Origin of the sequence: Microbacterium sp. NPDC056736 (assembly GCF_042790415.1) — a bacterium.
Classification (GTDB): Bacteria; Actinomycetota; Actinomycetes; order Actinomycetales; family Microbacteriaceae; genus Microbacterium.
The window spans coordinates 167,077-183,007 of record NZ_JBHTZE010000007.1 but is presented as its reverse complement, the minus strand read 5'-3'; the positions used below and the strand labels follow the sequence as shown (position 1 = coordinate 183,007).

Here is a 15,931-nt window from a genome sequence, read left to right as displayed (position 1 = left end):
GCGGGCGGGCTCACCGCTCCGCGAGCACGTGGTCGGCGAGCCCGTAGGCCACGGCGTCGGCCGCAGTGAAGACGCGGTCGCGGTCGGTGTCGGCTCGGAGCTTCGCGGCATCCTGCCCGGTGTGCCGCGCGAGGATCTGCTCGACCTCGCCCCGCACGCGCACGAGCTCGTCGGCCTGCAGGATGAGGTCGGGGATCGCGCCCCTCCCCTGGCCGGCCGGCTGATGCAGCACGACGCGCGCGTGGGGCAGCACCGAGCGCTTGCCCGGCGCACCCGCGGCCAGCATCACCGCGCCTACGCCGATCGCCTGCCCCACGACCGTGGTGGCGACATCCGGCCGCACGTGCTGCATCGTGTCGTACACCGCGAGCATCGCCGACGGGTCGCCGCCCTCGCAGTTGATGTAGAGCTGGATGTCACGCTCCGGGGAGTCCGCGTCGAGGTGCAGCAGCTGCGCGATGAGCGCGTTCGCGACGCCGGCGTCGATCCCGGTGCCGAGGTAGACGACGCGCTCCGCGAGCAGGTGCGAGTAGACGTCCATGATGCGATCGCCGCGCGGATGCTGCGCCACGACGTTGGGGATCGCGTACGAGCTCATGCCGCCACCTCCGCCGGGCCGAGGCCGAGCCCGGCCGGACGCCGCCGGCGCGGGACGACCTGCGCGAAGTCGGCGACGACGCCGTCGATGAACCCGTAGTCCTGCGCCTCGGCGGCGGTGTACCAGCGGTCGTGCAGCGAGTCGTCGAAGATGCGCTCGACGCTCTGGCCGGTGTCGTGTGCGATGAGGCCGAGCACGGTGTCACGCATGTGGCGCAGGTCGTCGGCCTGCACCTCGACCTCCACCGCCGAGCCCCCGATCCCCGCCGAGCCCTGGTGCATGAGGATCCGCGCGTGCGGCAGGGCGCGCCGCTTGCCCTTCGCGCCCGCCGACAGCAGGAACTGCCCGGCGCTGCACGCCAGCCCGAGGGCGAGCGTCGCGACGTCGTTGGGGATGAGGTTCATGACGTCGCGGATCGCGAGCATCGAGGGCACCGACCCGCCGGGCGAGTGGATCCACAGCGCGATGTCGGATGCCTCGTCCTCCGCCGCGAGCGCGAGGAGCTGCGTCGCCAGCAGCGTGCCGTTGTCGTCGTCGAGGGGGCCGTCGAGCACGAGCACGCGCTGGTGGAACAGCTCGCGCCGCGCTTCGGCCCCGAACCGGGGGATTCTGCCTTCGTCTGCCATGCCCCCAGCCTGCGCCGCGCCGGACGCCGCGGCATCCGTTTCCGCTCCCGGCCGCTCTGCCCTCAGCGGAGCGCCCGCTCAACCCCATTCACTTGCGCTGTACGCACGAAAACCCGGAAACGGCGTACATACAGCGCAAGTGAACCCAGGGGAAGGGGCGACGTGGCGCGCAAGGGGCGACGGGCGACGGTCAGGGCGGCGAAGGCGTCGCGCCGAGGCTGTCGAAGACGCTGCTCAGGCGAGCCGATACATCAGCGTGCGCGCGGAGGGAAGCGCCGCGACCGCTGCGAAGCCGTGCCGGTCGAACATGGCGACGGTGCCGGTGGAGAACCCGGCGGGCAGCTCGCCGCCTCGTCTCGAGGTGTCGACGGGGTAGGCCTCGAGAGCGGTCGCTCCGTGCTCGAGGGCGTGGTCGAGGGCCGCCGTCAGGAGCGCCGCGCCGACGCCCGCGCGGCGTCGCGCGGGCGGGACGAGGATGCAGTAGATCGCCCACACACCCGGGTCGTCCGCCGCGTACGGGCTGTGAGCGCGTACGAGTCGGCTCGCCAGGACGTGCCGCACCCGCACGCGCGGCTCGACGCCGCACCAGCCGACGGGCGCGTCCGCGCCGAAGGCGACGAGACCTCGCGGCGGATCGAGACTGCGCACCTGCTCGCGCAGGAGGTCTCGCCGGGATTCGCGGGTGGTGCGGCGCGCGTCCGCATTCTCGAGGATGTGGAACTGGCACAGGCAGTTGCGCGACGAGGCGTCGGCCTGCATCACGGTGTCGACGGCATCCCATCCCGCCTCCGTCGCGGGTAGCACCCGTACGTCCATGGCCCGACGGTACGGCCCCCCACCGACATCGCCGAGCGTCGGAGCGCGGCTCAGCCGGCTCAGCGGCGCGGGGGGCGTTCGACGGCGGTGCGGAGGGCGGCGACGAGGGCCGGGCGCACGGCGTCGGGCGTGAAGGCAGCGGCCGCACGGCGCGCCCGGGATGACAGCTCGGCGCGCCGGGCGTCGTCTCGCAGCAGCTCGACGATCGCGGTCGCCAGCGCGTCGACGTCGCCGGGCGGCACCATCACCCCCGCGTCCCCGACCGCTTCGCGGGGGCCGTACCGGACGTCGGTCGACACCACCGGAAGCCCGCGGGCGAGGGCCTCGGCGATCGACAGACCCTGTCCCTCGAACGCGGTGGACGTGACGAACAGCGCCGACCGGTCGAAGATCGCGTCCCGGTCGCTCGTCGAGCCGCGGAGGGTGACGGATGCCGCCACCCCCAGCTCCTCGATCAGCTCCTGCAGCTCGTCCCGCAGCGGGCCCTCGCCGTAGATGTCGAGGCGCGCTGCGGGCAGTTCCGCGGCCACCCGCGCCCACGCGCGGATCGCGAGGTCGACGCGCTTCTGCGGTGCCAGCCGGTTGAGCATCACGACCCGGAGCGGGTCGCGGGATGCCGCGCCCGGAGGCTCCGCGCCGAGCTCGATCGTGTTCGGCACGACGTTCAAGGTGCCTGGATCGCCGAACCGGGCGGCGATCTCGTCGCGCTGCGCGGCCGTGGGGAACAGCACGGCGTCGTAGCGGTCGACCGTCGAGAGCCACCGCTGCCACATGCCGGTCACGGGGGCGTCGGGATCGTCGTGCGGCGCCGGCAGGTGCGAGTTGTGGACGGTGTGCACCAGCCGCACGCGCGGGTCGTCCCAGTCGACCATCGCCTCGCCGATCTGGCGCGACTCGAGGATCACGACCAGCATCCGGTCGGCATCGCCGGCCGCCGCCCGCCGGGCCTCGGCGATGGCCGTCAGCCATGCGGCGTACAGGCTGCGGAATCCGCGGAGCACGCGGTCGCCGTCCGGGGCGTGAACGATGATCGCGGCACCCGAGAGATGCCAGGTCGGGTCGTCGCGGAACACAGGCAGCGACACGATCGGCCGGCCCGAGGCATCCGTCACCACCCGGTACTCGATGCCGGGATCCGCCGTGTCCGTCGCCGGCTCCCCGGCCGCGAAGAGCCACGACGGGTCGGTCACGATCTCGTCGAAGAGATTCCGCGCCGACGCGGTGCGATCGAGCAGGCCGGCGTCGACGAACGCCTGCCGCTGCGCGGCGTGCACGTCGGGCGACGCGCCGTCGACGCTCAGCAGCAGCGGGTCAGGTGCGCCGGCGGATGCCAGCAGCCGCAGGCGGGTCGGCACCGCCACGGCGAAGCCGCCGTCCAGGCCGAGAGCGACGCGGCTGCCGAGCAGCACGTAGTCGGCGTCGGGAAGGGCGTCGTCGGGGGCCGCAGTCACGCGTCCATCCTCCCGCACGAGGGCGGGGACGCCGGCACGATCAGGCGACGGAAACGGCGGATGCCCCGAACCGGCGAGGTTCGAGGCATCCGTTCACGTCACTCCCACTCGATGGTCCCCGGCGGCTTCGACGTGACGTCGAGCACGACGCGGTTGACCTCGCGCACCTCGTTCGTGATGCGGTTGGAGATGCGGGAGAGCACGTCGTAGGGCAGGCGCGTCCAGTCCGCGGTCATCGCGTCCTCGGACGACACCGGTCGCAGCACGATCGGGTGGCCGTAGGTGCGGCCGTCGCCCTGCACGCCCACCGAGCGGACGTCGGCCAGGAGCACGACCGGGCTCTGCCAGATCTCGCCGTCCAGCCCCGCCCTGGTCAGCTCCTCGCGGGCGATGGCGTCGGCGTCACGCAGGATCTCGAGACGGTCAGCGGTGACCTCACCCACGATCCGGATGCCGAGGCCGGGGCCCGGAAAGGGCTGTCGCGCGACGATCGCCTCCGGGAGGCCGAGTTCGCGCCCGATCGCGCGCACCTCGTCCTTGAAGAGGGTGCGCAGCGGCTCGACGAGCTCGAACTGCAGGTCCTCGGGGAGGCCGCCGACGTTGTGGTGGGACTTGATGTTCGCCGTGCCCGTGCCGCCGCCGGACTCGACCACGTCGGGGTACAGGGTGCCCTGCACGAGGAAGCGGATGGGCTCGCCCTCGGCCGCGGCTTCGGCGACGAGGTCGGCCTGCACCTTCTCGAAGGCGCGGATGAACTCGCGGCCGATGATCTTGCGCTTCTGCTCCGGGTCGCTGACGCCGGCGAGCGCCGACAGGAACTGCTCGCGCGCGTCGACGGTCACCAGGCGCACGCCCGTGGAGGCGACGTAATCCTGCTCGACCTGCTCGCGCTCGCCCTTGCGGAGGAGACCGTGGTCGACGAACACGGCGACGAGCTGGTCGCCGACGGCCTCGTGCACGAGGGCCGTCGAGACGGCCGAGTCGACGCCGCCCGACAGAGCCGACAGCACGCGGCCCGAGCCGACCTGCGCCCGGATCTTCTCCACCTGCTCGGCGATGACGTTGCCGCTGTTCCAGTCGGCCGGGAGCCCCGCCGCCTTGTGCAGGAAGTTCTCGATGACGTTCTGCCCGTAGTCGGTGTGCTTGACCTCGGGATGCCACTGCACGCCGTAGAAGCGGCGCTCGTCGCTGCCGAACGCGGCGACGGGCGTGGCATCCGTCGACGCGAGCACGTCGAAGCCCTCGGGCGCGCGCGACACCTGGTCGCCGTGGCTCATCCACACGTTCTGCTCGGTGGGCTGACCGGCCAGCAGCACGCCGCCGTCACCGCTGACCGCGGCATCCGTCGCCCCGTACTCGCGCAGGCCGGTGTGCGCGACCTCGCCGCCGAGCGCCTGCGCCATGACCTGGAAGCCGTAGCAGATGCCCAGCGTCGGCACGCCGAGGTCGAACACGCCGGTGTCCAGCGACGGCGCCCCCTCCTCGTACACCGAGGACGGCCCGCCCGAGAGGATGATGCCCACCGGGTTCTTCGCCGCGATGTCCTGGGCGGTCGCGGTGTGCGGCACGATCTCGCTGTAGACGCCGGCCTCGCGCACGCGGCGGGCGATCAGCTGCGCGTACTGCGCACCGAAATCGACGACGAGGACGGGACGCTGGGAGGTCTCGGTCTGTTCGGTCAACGCTGGTTCTCCGTGGGGATCGCGGGGGCGGGGGTCGCAAGTGAGTCGGCGGCGGTCGAGCGCTCGGTGCCCGCGTGCAGCTCCGCCGCCTCGCGCTCGGCGAGATAGGCCTTCACGTCACGGCCGACGCGGGCCTCCATGAAGAACGACAGCAGCGGCACGATGCCGCCAGCGGCGAGCATGGCCAGGCGCCACAGGTTCCAGCGCATGAGGCTCCACACGCGGAAGCACGAGATGAGGTAGACGACGTAGAACCAGCCGTGGGCGACGAGGATGCCCAGCGACAGGTTGAACCCGTCGCCGGTCGACTCGAGACCCGCAGCGGTCTCGACGACGGGCGCGAACCACAGGAGGCCGCCCGATCCGCCGAGGAACAGCTCGTAGCCGAGCGCGTACTTGGCGATCATCTCGGCGACCAGCAGCAGCAGCATGGTGCCCGTGATGACCGAGCAGACCTGGTAGAACCTCAGGGCTCCGCGGATCGCCGGAAAGGAAGCGAGCTTCGGGGCGCGGGGCATGGCCCCAGTCTACCCGCGGGATTCCGTGCGCCCGTCGGGGCCTGTGGCCGTGGCATCCGCCTCGTCGTCGTCCTCGAAGTCCTCGAGCTCCCGCTCCCACGCGTCCTTGGCGAGGCGATACCAGAGGTAGAACGCGAAGCCGGCGAACACGGCCCACTCGACCGCGTAGAAGATGTTGAGCCAGTTGACGCTGGAGGTCTCGGCCGGCGCCGGCGACGAGATCGCCTCGAGTCCGCCGAACGGCTCGTCGGAGGTCAGGTAGGGCCGGTAGACGAACAGCTCCTCGACGTCGTTCCACTGGCCGAGGAGCATCGCCGGCGACATGCGCGTCATCGTCTGCGGGTCGGCCCCGGCGGGCGGCGGCACGGGGCCCTCGTCCGAGATGAGGCGTCCGGTGACGGCGACGGAGCCGAGGGCGGATGCCTCGTCGTCCAGCCTTTCGACGGCGGCGAGCGCGTCGTCCTCCGACGCCGCCCAGCCGAGCGCCACCGCGATGGAGGTCGGCTCGCCCGCCTCCGTCTCGGTCTCGTCCAGCCGCAGCTGACCGGTGACCCAGTAGCCCTCGACGCCGTCGTTGAAGCGTGACTGGACGATCAGGAAATCACCGGGGACAAGCCTGCCGGAGGTCTCGACGCGCTGCCCGACGAGAGGCTCGGGGAGGTACTCCCCCGGCTGGGCGACGTCCGAGAGCGGGCGGACGTCCTCCGTGACGCCGGGCGGCAGCGGGTCGGTGTCGATCGCACGCCCCAGCTGCCACTGCCCGAGCCACGCGAACACGCCGGCCACGACCAGGCACAGCAGCAGCATCCCGATCCATGCCGGGCGGAGCATGACCTCCCGCAGCGTCGGAGGGAACGCCTCTGGGGGCTCGGCGGGGGCGGCGGGGTCGGGGTGCGCGGGATCGGCGTCGGGTCTTCCGGGCTCGGAGGGATCGGCGGGGTCGGGGTGCGCGGGGTCGGCATCGGGTCCTCCGGGCTCGGAGGGATCGGCGGGGTCGACTGGTCCGGCGGGCTCGGCGTCGGGTTGCGGCCGCTCGGCAGCCGGTCGACCCGGCTCCCCGGCTCCGCCGGCCGCGGGGCCCGTCGAAGGGTCGGTCATGGCATCCGTCATCCCGCGGCGTACGGGGCGACGACCACCTCGACGCGCTGGAACTCCTTGAGGTCGGAGTATCCGGTGGTGGCCATCGACTTGCGGAGGGCCCCGATGAGGTTCGCGGTGCCGTCGGCGACGGGCGCCGGGCCGTAGAGGATCTCCTCGAGCGAGGCGACCTGGTCCACCTTCACGCGGCGGCCGCGCGGCAGCTTGGCGTGGTGCGCCTCGGGGCCCCAGTGGAAGCCGCGGCCCGGGGCATCCGTCGCCCGCGCCAGCGCCACCCCGAGCATGACGGCGTCGGCGCCCATCGCGATCGCCTTGACGATGTCGCCCGACGTGCCCACGCCGCCGTCGGCGATGACGTGCACGTAGCGCCCGCCCGACTCGTCGAGGTAGTCGCGCCGCGCCCCGGCGACGTCGGCGACCGCCGTGGCCATGGGGGCGTGCAGCCCGAGTGTGACGCGCGTGGTCGACGCGGCGCCGCCGCCGAAGCCGACGAGGACGCCCGCCGCGCCGGTGCGCATGAGGTGCAGAGCCGCGGTGTACGTCGACGCGCCGCCCACGATGACAGGGACGTCGAGGTCGTAGATGAACTTCTTGAGGTTGAGCGGCTGGTCGACCGACGAGACGTGCTCGGCCGACACCGTGGTGCCGCGGATGACGAAGAGGTCGACACCGGCGGCGACGACGGTCTCGTAGAGCTCCTGGGTGCGCTGGGGGGTGAGCGCGCCGGCGACGGTGACGCCCGCGGCGCGGATCTCGGCGAGCCGGTCGCGCACCAGCTCGGGCTTGATGGGCTCGGCGTACAGCTCCTGCATGCGGCGGGTCGCGGCGGCCTTCTCGAGGCCGGCGATCTCGGCCAGCAGCGGCTCGGGGTCGTCGTAGCGGGTCCACAGGCCCTCGAGGTCGAGCACGCCCAGGCCGCCGAGCTGGCCGAGCATGATGGCCGTGCGCGGGCTCACGACCGAGTCCATCGGGGCGCCCAGCACCGGGATGTCGAAGCTGAAGGCATCGATCGTCCACGCGGTCGAGACGTCCTCGGGGTTGCGGGTGCGCCGCGAGGGCACCACCGCGATGTCGTCGAACGTGTAGGCGCGGCGTGCGCGCTTGGCCCGGCCGAGCTCCATGTCCATGCTCACCCGACCAGCCTACCGGGCGGGCTTCCCGCCGCCCGAAGCCCCGTCCGCGGCCGGCCTTCCATCCGGGTTTGGGGCGCGCCGCGCGCGTTCACCTCGGGTTTGGGGCGCGCCGCGCGCGTTCACCCCAGGTTTGGGGCGCGCCGCGCGCGTTCACCCCAGGTTTGGGGCGCGCCGCGCGCGTTCACCCCAGGTTTGGGGCGCGCCGCGCGCGTTCGGGGCGTACGCGGTGCGCCCCGAACGGGCGTGAGGCGCCCCAAACCCGGCGGGGTGAGGTCGGGGCCGGGACTGGGGCGGATGACGGATGCCGCGGGGCGAGGCATCCGTCACTCGCGCGCGGATCCGGAAACCGGAGTTGTGCACCGTTTCCGGAGCGCACGGCCGCGTCCGATCCGGAAAGCGGCCGGAAGTCCGAATTCCGGATCCGGGAACCGAGCGAGTGGAGGGCGGCCAGGTCCGCCGCCCTGCAATGCGGGATGACGGATGCCGCGGCGCGAGGCATCCGTCACCGCGCCTGGATCCGGAAACCGGAGTTGTGCACCGTTTCCGGAGCGCACCGCCCCCTCGGATCCGGAAAACGGCCGGAAGTCCGAATTCCGGATCCGATAATCAGGCGAGAGGACCGTCCACCAGCCCCTTGCCCCGGTCGGGACCCGCCGGGCTCTCGCAACCATTCCCGGGGTTTGGGGCGCGCCGCGCGCATCTGGGGCGTACGCGGTGCGCCCCAACCCGACGTGATGCGCCCCAACCCGGCGAAGGTTAGGTCGCCAACCCGGGGAAGGTGAGGTCGGGGCGACGACGGAGGCGGGTGACGGATGCCGCGACCCGAGGCATCCGTCACCGCGCTCGCGCGACGCGCGCCTCGTCCCACACCGGCTCGCCGGACTCGAACACCCGGCCGTCCGCCCCGAAGACCAGGAAGCGGTCGAACGACTTCGCCAGCCACCGGTCGTGCGTCACCGCGAGGACGGTCCCCTCGAAGCGGGCGAGGGCGTCCTGCAGCGCCTCGGCCGAGACGAGGTCGAGGTTGTCGGTCGGCTCGTCCAGCAGCAGCAGCGTCGCGCCGGACAGCTCGAGCAGCAGGATCTGGAAGCGCGCCTGCTGCCCGCCCGACAGGCTGCCGAACGCCTGCTCGGCCTGCGCCACGAGCCCGTAGCGGTCGAGCGCGCCGGATGCCGCCTCCCGCGGGAGCCCCGACCGCGCGTCCTCGCCGCGGTGCAAAATGTCCAGCAGCGTGCGGCCTTCGAACTCCGGATGACTGTGCGTCTGCGCGAACCAGCCCGGGACGACGCGCGCCCCGAGCACCGCGCGCCCCGTGTGCGAGACCCGCTCGAGCGCGGCGCCGGTCGTCGTCACGTGTCCGAGCCGGCCGTCGGGGTCGGTGCCGCCGCGGGCGAGCAGCCGCAGGAAGTGCGACTTGCCCGAGCCGTTCGAGCCGAGCACCGCGACGCGGTCGCCGAACCACACCTCGAGGTCGAACGGCTTCATGAGCCCGGTGAGCTCGAGCTGCTCGGCCACCACCGCGCGACGGCCGGTGCGCGACCCTCGCAGGCGGACATCCAGCTCCTGCTGCCGCGGACGCTCCTGCGGCGGCCCCGCCTCCTCGAACTTTCGCAGCCGCGTCTGGGCCGCACGGTAGCGGGAGGTGAAGCTGTCGTTGGCGGTGGCCTTGACCTTGAGCGTCGCGACGAGCTCCTTCAGCTTCGCGTGCTGCTCGTCCCAGCGCCGCCGCAGCTCGTCGAGGCGCGCCATCCGGTCCTCCCGCGCACGGTGGTAGGTGCCGAACCCGCCGCCGTGCACCCACGCCGTGCTCCCGGCGCCGCCCGCCTCGAGCGTCACGATCCGGTCGGCGGCACGCGCGAGCAGCTCCCGGTCGTGCGACACCAGCAGCACCGTCTTCGCGGTCTCGCGCAGACGCTCCTCGAGCCACCGCTTGCCCGGGACGTCGAGGTAGTTGTCGGGCTCGTCCAGCAGCAGGACCTGGTCGGGCCCGCGCAGCAGCGCCTCCAGCGCGAGCCGCTTCTGCTCGCCGCCGGAGAGCGTGGCCAGCTCGCGGAACCGGGCACGGGAGAACGGGATGCCGAGGGCCGCCGTCGTGCACGTGTCCCAGACGGTCTCGTACTCGTAGCCGCCGGCCTCGGCGTAGTCGGCGATGGCGCCCGCGTACCGCATCTGCGTGTCGAGGTCGTCCTGCTCGATGATCGCCGCCTCGGCGTCCTCGAGCTCGCGCGCGGCGCGGCGCACCCGATCGGGGGCGACCGCGATCAGCAGATCGTGCACCGTCTGCCCCGGCTCGCCGTGGCCGACGAACTGGTCCATGACGCCGAGCCCGCCGTCGATCGAGACGACGCCCGAGAGCGCCGGGGTCTCGCCGCGGATGATGCGCAGCAGCGTGGTCTTGCCCACGCCGTTCTGCCCGATGAGCGCGGTCGTCGACCCCTCGCCGACCCGGAACGAGACCTCGTCGAGGAGCGGCCGGCCGTCCGGCAGCGCATACGAGACGGCGGCGATGTCGATGTACCCCACGGTGTTCCTTCACTGCTCCGCGGGACCGGGCGTTCCGGTGGGGAGCCGACCAGACTACCGCAGGACTCCGGTGCGGCTCAGGCCCCCGGCCGCCTCAGCACGCCGGCCGCCCCCGGCCGCCTCAACACCCCGGCCGGCCACGGCCGCCTCAGGCCGCGGCCGCCTCAGGCCGCGGGTGCGGCGTAGCGGCCGGACTTGATCGCCCGTTCCCGTGCCTTGGCCGCTTCGACCTCGCGATTCTTGGGCGGGGCGGTGGCGACGAGATCGTCGAGGAGGTGCTGGGTCACGTGGGCGATGTCGTGCACCGCGCGGTCGAACGCGTCTTGGTTCGCCTTCGAGGGCTTCGTGGTGCCCGCGATCTTGCGCACGTACTGGAGCGCGGCCGCGTGCACCTCGTCGGAGCTCGCCGCCGGCTCGAAGTTGTGGAGCGTGTGGATGTTCCGGCACATGCCCCCGACGATACGCCGCACCCCAGACGGCGGCCAAGGGGCGGCATCCCCCGATCAAACGGCGCCGAGATCGCACCATCTCGCCGAGATCACACGTCGCGGGCGCCAACAACGTGCGTTCTCGACGAGATCACACGATCTCGCCGGAGCGGCCGGCGACAGAGAGTCGACGGATGCCGCCGCGACCCGACGTGCTCGGTCAACCCTTGCCGCGCAACAAGCGGGTGAGCGGCCCGTCGACGAGGAACAGCAGGAACGCCGCCGAGCCGATCCAGGGCGCCAACGCCACGACGGCGCCCGAGATGAGCAGCGCGCTCAGCGAGCCGCGGCCCCACGCGACCGCCTCGTCGTGCGACATGTCGGGGAGCATGACCTCGTGCCGCCGCACCGCCCATCCCCACTGCAGCCAGCTGAAGAGGATCGCGAGGAAGAAGGCGATCGGCATCGCGAGCCTGCCGGCGAGGTACTCGGAGTACTCGGTCGTCAGATTCGTCGCGAACGGCACGAGCACGATGAACAGCAGCCGCGCGTTGTTGAGCCACACCATCGTGGCGTCCACGCGCGCGACGTGCTCGAACTGCTGCACGTGCACCATCCACATCAGGCACAGCAGCACGAAGCTCAGCGCGAAGTTGAGGAAGAGCTCCCACATGCCGCCGACGGCCGCCCACATCTCGGCGTCGGAGCCGACGTCGCCGAGCGAGTGCTGCGTGAGGTCGAGGACGAGCAGCGTGGCCGCGATCGCGAACACCCCGTCGGTGAAGGCCTCCAGCCGCGTGGTGCGCTGCGTCGCGGCGGCGTGCACGCGCTGTCTGATCATGCCGACAGGCTAGCGACTGCGGCGGCCGGCGGACGGATGCCTCGAAGAGGCGTCACCTCTTGTAGTTGGGCGCTTCCACGACGATCTGGACGTCGTGGGGGTGGGACTCCTTGAGGCCCGCGGCCGTGATGCGCACGAACTTCCCCTTGGCCTTGAGCTCCTCGACGGTGCGGGCGCCGACGTAGAACATCGACTGACGCAGGCCGCCGACCAGCTGGTAGGCGACCGCCGAGACCGGGCCGCGGTACGCGACCTGACCCTCGATGCCCTCGGGGATCAGCTTGTCGTCGCTCGGGACGTCGGCCTGGAAGTAGCGGTCCTTCGAATAGGACGTCTTCTTGCCGCGCGTCTGGAGGGCGCCGAGGGATCCCATGCCGCGGTACTGCTTGAACTGCTTGCCGCCCTGGAACACGATCTCGCCCGGCGACTCGTCGGTGCCGGCCAGGAGGGAGCCGAGCATGACGGTGTCGGCACCGGCGACGAGCGCCTTGGCGATGTCGCCGGAGTACTGCAGGCCGCCGTCGGCGATGACCGGGACGCCCGCCTCGCGCGCGGCGAGGGCTGCCTCGTAGATCGCGGTCACCTGGGGCACGCCGACGCCGGCGACCACGCGGGTGGTGCAGATGGAGCCCGGGCCCACGCCGACCTTGACGGCGTCCACGCCGGCGTCGACGAGCGCCTGCGCGCCCTCGCGCGTGGCGACGTTGCCGCCGATCACGTCGATGTGGGCGAACGACTGGTCACCCTTCAGGCGGCGCACCATGTCGATGACGCCGGCCGACTGGCCGTTCGCGGTGTCGACCACGATGACGTCCACGCCCGCGTCGCGCAGCGCCTCTGCGCGCTGCCACGCGTCACCGAAGAACCCGATCGCCGCGCCGACCCGGAGGCGGCCCTGCTCGTCCTTGGTGGCGAGCGGGTACTTCTCGCTCTTGTCGAAGTCCTTGATGGTGATGAGGCCCGCGAGCGTGCCGTCGTCGTCGATGAGCGGCAGCTTCTCGACGCGGTGCCGCGCGAAGAGGGCGATGACCTCGCCGGCGCTGATGCCGACGCGGCCGGTGACGAGGTTCTCGCTCGTCATGACGTCGCGCACCTTGGTGGTCTGGCGCTCGAAGCCCGACACGAACCGCATGTCGCGGTTGGTGACGATGCCGACGAGGCGGCCGCCGTCGTCGACCACCGGGAGACCCGAGATGCGGTAGGTCGCGCAGAGCGTGTTGACCTCTTCGATCGTCGCGTCCGGCGTCGTCGTGATCGGGTCGGTGATCATGCCCGACTCGCTGCGCTTGACGCGGTCGACCATCGACGCCTGCTCCTCGATGGAGAGGTTGCGGTGGATGATGCCGAGCCCGCCCTCGCGGGCGATGGCGATGGCCAGACGCGCCTCGGTGACCGTGTCCATCGCCGCCGAGAGCAGCGGCGTGGCGACCGTGATGCGACGCGTCACGCGGGACGACGTATCGGCCTCGCTCGGGATCACGTCGGTGTGGCCGGGCAGCAGCAGCACATCGTCGTAGGTCAGTCCGACGAAGCCGAAGGGGTCGTTGTGCTCCATGGGGTCTCCTGCGCGCTCGGCGCGTTCTCTCGGGTGTGGACGACGACGGCCGGTGCGCTCGTGACGCTCCGCCTTCGATTCTAAGCGTCCCGCGGGACCGATTCATTCCCCGCAAGAACGGCACGCGCGCCCCGCGCGCGCGAGCGCACGCGCGTCCCGCGGGCCTCGGTTCCGATCGGGTCACGTATCCACAGGTGACCGTAGGCGAAACAGCGCCGACACATTACAGTCGTAGCGTCGTTCATCACGGCCGATGCGACCCGAGCTTCGGTGTCCGCGTGGTGCCGAACTGGAGGTTTTGTGGGTCCTTCGACTGCGATCACGATCAGCAGCCGCCGCTGGATCGTTCTGCTCTTCGGACTGCTGATGGCGGCGGGCATGGTCTTCCTGTCCACCCCCACCGGCGCGCACGCGGACGCCCCCGACACCCCGGGCGCCGACCAGGAGCAGACCGACTACTACTTCGGCGGCGTCGTCACCTTCGAGGGCGAGCCCGTCGAGGGCGTGACGATGTCCATCGAGGGGGGCGGTTTCGACGCCGAGACCGTCACCAACGCCGAGGGCCGCTGGCGCCTGTACGTCCCCGAGAAGGACGACTACGTCCTCACCATCGAGGAGGACACCCTCCCCGAGGGCGTCATCGTCGACCCGGAGCAGCTGCCCGAAGGCACGCAGCCCATCGAGGGCACGAGCGGATCGTTCGAGGTGACGTTCGGCCTGACCAACAGCAAGATCCTCAACCTCTTCCTCGGCGAGGGCGAGCGCGTCGTCGCGACGCAGTTCGACCGGGTCGTCGCACTCGTGATCAACGGCCTGAACTTCGGCCTCCTCCTCGCGCTCGCATCGATCGGCGTCTCACTGATCTTCGGCACGACGGGCCTGACGAACTTCGCCCACGCCGAGATGGTCACCTTCGGTGCCATCGTGGCGCTCGTCTTCGGCACGTTCCTGACGTGGCCGATGTGGATCGTCATCCCGCTGGTGCTCGTGTTCGGCGCGGCCTTCGGGTGGGGCTTGGACGCGGGACTGTGGCGCCCGCTGCGACGCCGCGGCCTGGGCCTGGTGCAGCTGATGATCGTCAGCATCGGCCTGTCGCTCGCGCTGCGCTACACCTTCCAGTTCTTCATCGGCGGCACGAGCTATCAGCTTCCGGGCGCCGGCGCGGCGAAGATCCGCATCATCGGCCCGGTCTCGCTCTCGGTGATCGACATGGCCTCGATGGGCATCAGCATCGTGGTGATCGTCGCCGTCGCGTTCTGGCTCGTGCGCACGCGCGTCGGCAAGGCGACGCGGGCCATCTCGGACAACCCCGGACTCGCCGCGGCCTCCGGCATCGACGTCGACGGGGTCATCCGCATCGTGTGGATGATGTCGGCGGCGCTGGCCGCCCTCGCCGGCGTGCTGTGGGCCTACTTCCGCCCGGGCGTCCGGTGGGACATGGGCGTGCAGATCCTGCTGCTGATCTTCGCCGCGGTCACCCTCGGCGGTCTCGGCACGGCGTTCGGCGCCCTGATCGGCTCGATCATCGTGGGTCTGCTCGTGGAGATCTCCACGCTGTGGCTGCCTCCCGACCTGAAGTACGTGGGCGCGCTGGCCGTGCTCATCCTCGTGCTGCTGGTCAGACCACAGGGAATCCTGGGTCGCAAGGAACGAGTGGGTTAGGGGCCGCGAGATGGATTGGGGACAGATCTTCAACAACACCGCGAGCTGGTTCTTTCAGCCGACGACCATCGCGTACGCGCTGGCTGCCACCGGCCTCGCCGTCCACTTCGGCTACGCTGGCCTGCTCAACTTCGGCATGGCGGGGTTCATGGCGATCGGGGCGTACTCGTACGCGATCTCGATCCTGAGCTTCGGCCTGCCGTGGTGGGTGGGAATCCTGATCGGGATGCTGGGCGCCGTCGTGTTCGCCTTCATCCTCGGTATCCCGACGCTGCGACTGCGCGCGGACTACCTGGCCATCGTGACGATCGCGGCCGCCGAGATCGTGCGTCTGCTGTTCACCACCACGGTGTTCGACGAGTACACGAACTCGGCGGACGGCCTGGGCGGATACCACGCCGGCTTCCGGGCCGCGAACCCGTTCCCCGAGGGCACCTACGGCTTCGGCCCGTGGACGTGGACGGCCGACCAGCTGTGGGTGCGCGTGTTCGGCGCCCTCCTGCTCGCGATCGCGATCTACTTGGTGTGGGCGCTCATGCGCAGCCCGTGGGGGCGCGTGCTGAAGGGCATCCGCGAGGACGAGGACGCGGTGCGGTCACTCGGCAAGAACGTCTTCGCCTACAAGATGCAGGCGCTCATCATCGGCGGCATCTTCGGTGCGCTGGGCGGTGTGGTCTTCGCACTCCCCTCGGCCGTGATCCCCGCCACCTATACGACGTCGCTGACGTTCTTCCTGTGGACGATCCTGCTCCTCGGCGGCGCGGCGACGGTCTTCGGCCCGGCGGTCGGCTCGGTCATCTTCTGGGTCATCATGGCGTTCCTCGACAACGTCCTGCCGGCACTGGCCAGCGAGGGCATCCTGCCGATGACGCCGATCCAGGCCGGCATCCTGCGGTTCATCCTCGTGGGTGTCGCGCTGATGCTGATCGTGATCTTCCGCCCGCAGGGCATCTTCGGAAACAAGAGGGAGCTGACCTTTGTCAAGTAACCCGCCCACCAC

At 71.5% G+C, this 15,931-nt stretch carries 14 protein-coding genes; 2 read left to right on the top strand and 12 right to left on the bottom strand.

All coding sequences use genetic code 11. The features are described 5' to 3' along the window. Window positions 1-10: 10 nt before the first annotated feature. From ACFRAL_RS14580 to guaB, 12 genes are all read right to left on the bottom strand, one after another. A complete protein-coding gene (locus tag ACFRAL_RS14580; protein WP_336398178.1) occupies window positions 11-598 on the bottom strand; it encodes an ATP-dependent Clp protease proteolytic subunit in 588 nt (195 codons plus the stop codon). Next, the gene (locus ACFRAL_RS14575; RefSeq protein ID WP_336398177.1) at window positions 595-1,224 is read right to left on the bottom strand and encodes an ATP-dependent Clp protease proteolytic subunit; all 630 of its coding nucleotides are present in this window, start codon (window positions 1,222-1,224) and stop codon (window positions 595-597) included. Before ACFRAL_RS14575 ends, ACFRAL_RS14580 begins: the two co-directional genes overlap by 4 nt. A gap of 234 nt (window positions 1,225-1,458) precedes the next feature. Next, window positions 1,459-2,040: a GNAT family N-acetyltransferase gene (locus ACFRAL_RS14570; protein ID WP_378884129.1), complete on the bottom strand. Its 582-nt coding sequence runs from the start codon at window positions 2,038-2,040 to the stop codon at window positions 1,459-1,461. A gap of 59 nt (window positions 2,041-2,099) precedes the next feature. Further along, a complete protein-coding gene (locus ACFRAL_RS14565; protein WP_378884126.1) occupies window positions 2,100-3,491 on the bottom strand; it encodes a glycosyltransferase in 1,392 nt (463 codons plus the stop codon). A gap of 98 nt (window positions 3,492-3,589) precedes the next feature. Continuing rightward, complete coding sequence (gene guaA, locus ACFRAL_RS14560; protein WP_378884123.1) at window positions 3,590-5,173, bottom strand: glutamine-hydrolyzing GMP synthase; 1,584 nt, start codon at window positions 5,171-5,173, stop codon at window positions 3,590-3,592. After that, the gene (locus ACFRAL_RS14555) at window positions 5,170-5,691 is read right to left on the bottom strand and encodes a DUF3817 domain-containing protein (protein WP_336398173.1); all 522 of its coding nucleotides are present in this window, start codon (window positions 5,689-5,691) and stop codon (window positions 5,170-5,172) included. Before ACFRAL_RS14555 ends, guaA begins: the two co-directional genes overlap by 4 nt. 9 nt (window positions 5,692-5,700) lie before the next feature. Next, window positions 5,701-6,522, bottom strand: coding sequence for an SURF1 family cytochrome oxidase biogenesis protein (locus ACFRAL_RS14550; protein WP_336398337.1), 822 nt, complete (start codon window positions 6,520-6,522; stop codon window positions 5,701-5,703). Window positions 6,523-6,797: 275 nt separating this feature from the next. Next, on the bottom strand, window positions 6,798-7,916 hold the full coding sequence (locus tag ACFRAL_RS14545; protein ID WP_336398336.1) for a GuaB3 family IMP dehydrogenase-related protein: 1,119 nt from the start codon (window positions 7,914-7,916) through the stop codon (window positions 6,798-6,800). A gap of 840 nt (window positions 7,917-8,756) precedes the next feature. Beyond that, entirely contained in the window at window positions 8,757-10,445 is a 1,689-nt protein-coding gene (locus ACFRAL_RS14540; RefSeq protein ID WP_336398172.1) for an ATP-binding cassette domain-containing protein, read from the bottom strand. 164 nt (window positions 10,446-10,609) lie between these two features. Further along, window positions 10,610-10,894, bottom strand: coding sequence for a DUF2277 domain-containing protein (locus tag ACFRAL_RS14535; protein ID WP_336398171.1), 285 nt, complete (start codon window positions 10,892-10,894; stop codon window positions 10,610-10,612). 199 nt (window positions 10,895-11,093) lie between these two features. Beyond that, window positions 11,094-11,714, bottom strand: a complete 621-nt coding sequence (locus tag ACFRAL_RS14530) for a TMEM175 family protein (RefSeq protein WP_336398170.1) — start codon at window positions 11,712-11,714, stop codon at window positions 11,094-11,096. A gap of 52 nt (window positions 11,715-11,766) precedes the next feature. After that, window positions 11,767-13,269, bottom strand: a complete 1,503-nt coding sequence (gene guaB, locus ACFRAL_RS14525) for an IMP dehydrogenase (protein ID WP_378884119.1) — start codon at window positions 13,267-13,269, stop codon at window positions 11,767-11,769. Window positions 13,270-13,647: 378 nt separating this feature from the next. Between guaB and ACFRAL_RS14520 the strand changes: the two genes are divergently transcribed. Further along, a complete protein-coding gene (locus ACFRAL_RS14520; protein WP_378884310.1) occupies window positions 13,648-14,931 on the top strand; it encodes a branched-chain amino acid ABC transporter permease in 1,284 nt (427 codons plus the stop codon). A gap of 10 nt (window positions 14,932-14,941) precedes the next feature. Continuing rightward, complete coding sequence (locus ACFRAL_RS14515) at window positions 14,942-15,919, top strand: branched-chain amino acid ABC transporter permease (RefSeq protein WP_336398167.1); 978 nt, start codon at window positions 14,942-14,944, stop codon at window positions 15,917-15,919. Window positions 15,920-15,931 lie beyond the last annotated feature (12 nt).